Genomic DNA, 3638 nt, shown 5'->3' with positions numbered 1-3638 from the left:
CTGTGGAGGACCCCACCCAGGGTTGTCTCAGAGCGCTGCGAGGGTTACCTCTGCAGAGACTGTCGCCCCTGTTTGAGAATAGGCTGCCCCGCAGTGGGCTGGTACAGGGGCAGGGCTGAGGTCATCGAGGAGCTTTGCACCGGCTGCGACCTCTGTGTTAGTGTGTGCCCAAATGATGCGATCCTCAGGGGGGAGGAGGAGTGATTACAAATGTGCTCATCGCCGGCGTTGGTGGACAGGGTATAATCCTGCTCAGCGATGTGCTCGGCAGAGTCGCCATACGCTCCGGGCTGAGGGTTCGCGGGAGCGAGACCCACGGCATGGCACAGCGCGGTGGCAGCGTTGTGGCCCATGTAAGGCTCGGAGACGTAAAATCGCCGCTCATCCCGCGCGGCAGGGCTGACTACCTCCTGGCCCTTGAACCCCTGGAGGCACTTCGCTACCTGGACTACCTGGCTGAGCCCTGCCGGGCAGTGGTAAGCACAACCCCTCTTCCCCCTGCCTCAGTGCACGGCACGGTGGCAGGCTATCCGGACGTTGGGGCCATTCTCCAGGAGCTTTCCAGGTATGCAGAGGTTTATCCTGTTGATGCCCTGGCTCTGGCGAAGCGCGCCGGGAGTGTGCTCACCGCCAATGTGGTCATGCTAGGCGCCCTGAGTGCTCTCCGCGGCTTCCCGCTTAAAGAGGAGGTTCTCAGGGAGAGCATCGCCCAGCGGGTACCCCCCAAAACTGTGGAGATGAACCTCACCGCCTTTAAACTTGGAAGAAGGGCAGTGAGAAGCTAGTGGTGCACAGACTCGTACCCTGGGGAAGTTTTATATAATCTGTAGAGCAACTTTTCTTAGTCTGGAGGTCTTGCTATGAAAGAGACCAAGGTAATCCTTGATTTGGACGAGATGCCCAAGAAATGGTACAACATCCTTTCCGACCTTCCGGAGCCCCTGCCGCCGCCCCTCGACCCGAGAACAAAGGAGCCCGTGAGCCCAGAGATGCTTGAGGTTATCTTCCCCAGGGAGCTCATAAAGCAGGAGGTCAGTCAGGAGCGCTACATACGCATCCCGGAGGAGGTGCGGGAAGCTTACTTCCAGGTGGGCCGGCCAACGCCGCTCTACAGGGCAAGGCGGCTGGAGCGCCACCTTAACACGCCCGCGAAGATATACTACAAGCGCGAGGATGTGAGTTTTGCTGGCTCGCACAAGCCAAACACAGCAATTGCACAGGCATACTACAACGTCAAGGAGGGTGTGGAGCGCCTGACCACAGAGACCGGAGCAGGACAGTGGGGCACCGCTCTGAGTCTTGCTGGTACCCTCTTCGGCATAGATGTCAATGTGTTTATGGTGGCGGTGAGCTACCATCAGAAGCCCTACCGCAGGATTATTATGGAGCTTTATGGCGCCGATGTGGTCCCATCGCCCAGCGACAGAACGGAGTACGGACGTAAGGTTCGTCAGGAGAATCCCGAGCACCCCGGCAGCCTTGGCATAGCCATAAGCGAGGCGATAGAGATGGCTGTCAAGGATGAGAAGACAAAGTATTCTCTGGGCTCGGTGCTCAACCATGTGCTGCTGCACCAGACGGTCATTGGCCAGGAGGTGCTCCTCCAGCTGGAGAAGATAGATGTAACGCCTGATGTAATGATAGGCTGCGTGGGTGGCGGGAGCAACTTCGCTGGCTTTGCATATCCCATGCTGGGCAAGAAGCTGCGCGGCGAGCTGGATGAGGTGCGCTTCCTAGGCGTTGAGCCAAAGTCCTGTCCCACACTCACAGAGGGTAAGTACAAATACGACTTTGGCGACACCGCCGGTATGACGCCTCTGCTGAAAATGTACACCCTGGGTCACGACTTTGTGCCCTCACCTATCCATGCTGGTGGACTCCGCTACCACGGCGACGCGCCTTCGCTGTGCCTGCTGCACAAGCTCGACTATATCGATGCTGTGGCGTACGACCAGCTTCAAACCTTCGAGGCGGGTAAGATATTCACAGAGGCCGAGGGCCTGGTGCCGGCGCCCGAGACTACGCATGCGATACGTGCGGCAATAGACATAGCCCGTGAGTGCAAGCGCACCGGTGAGGAGAAGGTTATAGTGTTCAACTTCTCTGGACACGGCCTGCTCGACCTTCAGGGGTATGCAGACTATCTGGCGGGCAAGCTTAAGCCCTGAGCCCCTCTTTTTTTATCTTTTAGTTTTATATATGCAAGGTGCCTATATTGTACTATGAGAATCCTTTACCCGGAGAGTCTGAAATACAGGGCGATACGCGAAGCTGTGCTGTGGGAGGATGACAACTCTGCTTATCGTCATTTCTTGATGTACATGAGGGCAAAGAGGGTTGCAAATCTGCTGAAAGCCAGAAAGAGACTTGCGACAAAGAGCTATGGCGAAGAATGAGCCTCACTTCTCAATACCGTACTCCTTCCAGCGCCTGTCAACCAGGCGCTTTACCTCCTCGCTCATCTCCACGCTGGGGGGCCAGTCTCTGGTGTAGCCCTCTTCCTCCCACTTTCGCGTGGCGTCGATGCCCAGTTTTGAGCCGTAGTTAGGCAGCGAGGGGGCATGGTCCAGGGTGTCTGTGGGCGTGCCCGGGATTATCACAATGTCGCGGGCCGGGTCCACGCAGCTTGATACCTGCCATAGAACCTCACCGGCATTTTGCACATCCACATCGCTGTCCACAACAACTATCGCCTTGGTGAACATCATCTGCCCCATTCCCCAGAGGGCGAACATCACCTTCTTCGCATGACCTGGATAGCGCTTATTTATGGAGACTATTGCAAGGTTGTGGAAGACGCCTTCAATGGGTAGGTTGATGTCCACCACCTCAGGAAGCTGCATCTTTATAAGAGGTAAGAATATGCGCTCAACAGCCTTGCCAAAGTAGGCGTCCTCCATTGGCGGCTTACCGACAACGGTGGCAGGATAGATTGCATCTCTTCGGTGGGTAATGCAGGTGACGTGGAATACAGGGTAATAGTCGGGCATGGAGTAGTAGCCAGTGTGGTCGCCGAAGGGACCCTCTATGCGCTCCTCAGCGGGGTCGACGTAGCCCTCAATAACAAACTCTGCCCACGCCGGGACCTCCAGGTCAACACTCCTGCACTTTACAAGCTCAACCCCGCGCTTCCGCAGGAAGCCGGCAAATAGGAGCTCATCAAAGCCTTCCGGTAGGGGTGCAAGTGCTGAGAAGATTGTCGCGGGGTCACCACCCAGAGCGACGGCCACCTCGAGGTGCTCCCCCTGCTCAGCTGCCCTGCGGAAGTGTTCAGCCCCGTGTTTGTGAATCTGCCAGTGCATGCCGGTGGTGTGCTCATCGTAGACCTGCATGCGGTACATGCCCACATTGCGCTTGCCGGTAACGGGGTCTCTGGTGAATACCAGAGGGAGTGTTATGTAGCGTCCCCCGTCCAGGGGCCAGGTTTTCAGGATGGGCAGCTTTTTTAGGCTCGCCTCTTCCCCTTCGAGCACCACCTCCTGGCATGGCGCACGCTTCACAACCTTGGGGGGGAAGGAGAGGGCCTCTTTAATCTTTGCCAGGCTGGAGAGTTTCTCTTTTATGCTGGAGGGAATCTCTGGCATGAGCAGCTCGGCGAGGGACTCGCCTATGCTCTCAAAGCGCTCCACTTCCAGCGC

At 57.2% G+C, this 3638-nt stretch carries 5 protein-coding genes; 4 read left to right on the top strand and 1 reads right to left on the bottom strand.

The window, feature by feature from the left end:
• The 4 genes from ACXJJW_RS04755 to ACXJJW_RS04740 all read left to right on the top strand — a co-directional run.
• The coding region (locus tag ACXJJW_RS04755; protein WP_456474588.1) for a 4Fe-4S binding protein at nucleotides 1–204 on the top strand (204 nt) is incomplete at its 5' end.
• On the top strand, nucleotides 201–785 hold the full coding sequence (iorB, locus tag ACXJJW_RS04750) for an indolepyruvate ferredoxin oxidoreductase subunit beta (protein WP_456474587.1): 585 nt from the start codon (nucleotides 201–203) through the stop codon (nucleotides 783–785). The genes ACXJJW_RS04755 and iorB, both read left to right, overlap by 4 nt.
• Nucleotides 786–860: 75 nt before the next feature.
• A complete protein-coding gene (locus ACXJJW_RS04745) occupies nucleotides 861–2168 on the top strand; it encodes a TrpB-like pyridoxal phosphate-dependent enzyme (protein ID WP_456474586.1) in 1308 nt (435 codons plus the stop codon).
• A gap of 54 nt (nucleotides 2169–2222) precedes the next feature.
• Nucleotides 2223–2396 (top strand): hypothetical protein, encoded by a 174-nt coding sequence (locus ACXJJW_RS04740; RefSeq protein WP_456474585.1) that lies wholly within the window; start codon nucleotides 2223–2225, stop codon nucleotides 2394–2396.
• Nucleotides 2397–2399: 3 nt separating this feature from the next.
• Here ACXJJW_RS04740 and ACXJJW_RS04735 read toward each other — a convergent pair.
• Nucleotides 2400–3638: menaquinone biosynthesis decarboxylase (locus tag ACXJJW_RS04735; protein ID WP_456474584.1), on the bottom strand; the 1239-nt coding region annotated here is incomplete at its 5' end.

The sequence above is a fragment of the Candidatus Pyrohabitans sp. genome, assembly GCF_054014795.1.
This window is presented reverse-complemented; position numbering and strand designations above follow the sequence as displayed.

Coding starts and splice junctions, on each gene's coding strand:
- ACXJJW_RS04745 (WP_456474586.1), top strand. CDS start 861: ATGAAAGAGACCAAGGTAATCCTTGATTTGGACGAGATGCCCAAGAAA.
- ACXJJW_RS04740 (WP_456474585.1), top strand. CDS start 2,223: ATGAGAATCCTTTACCCGGAGAGTCTGAAATACAGGGCGATACGCGAA.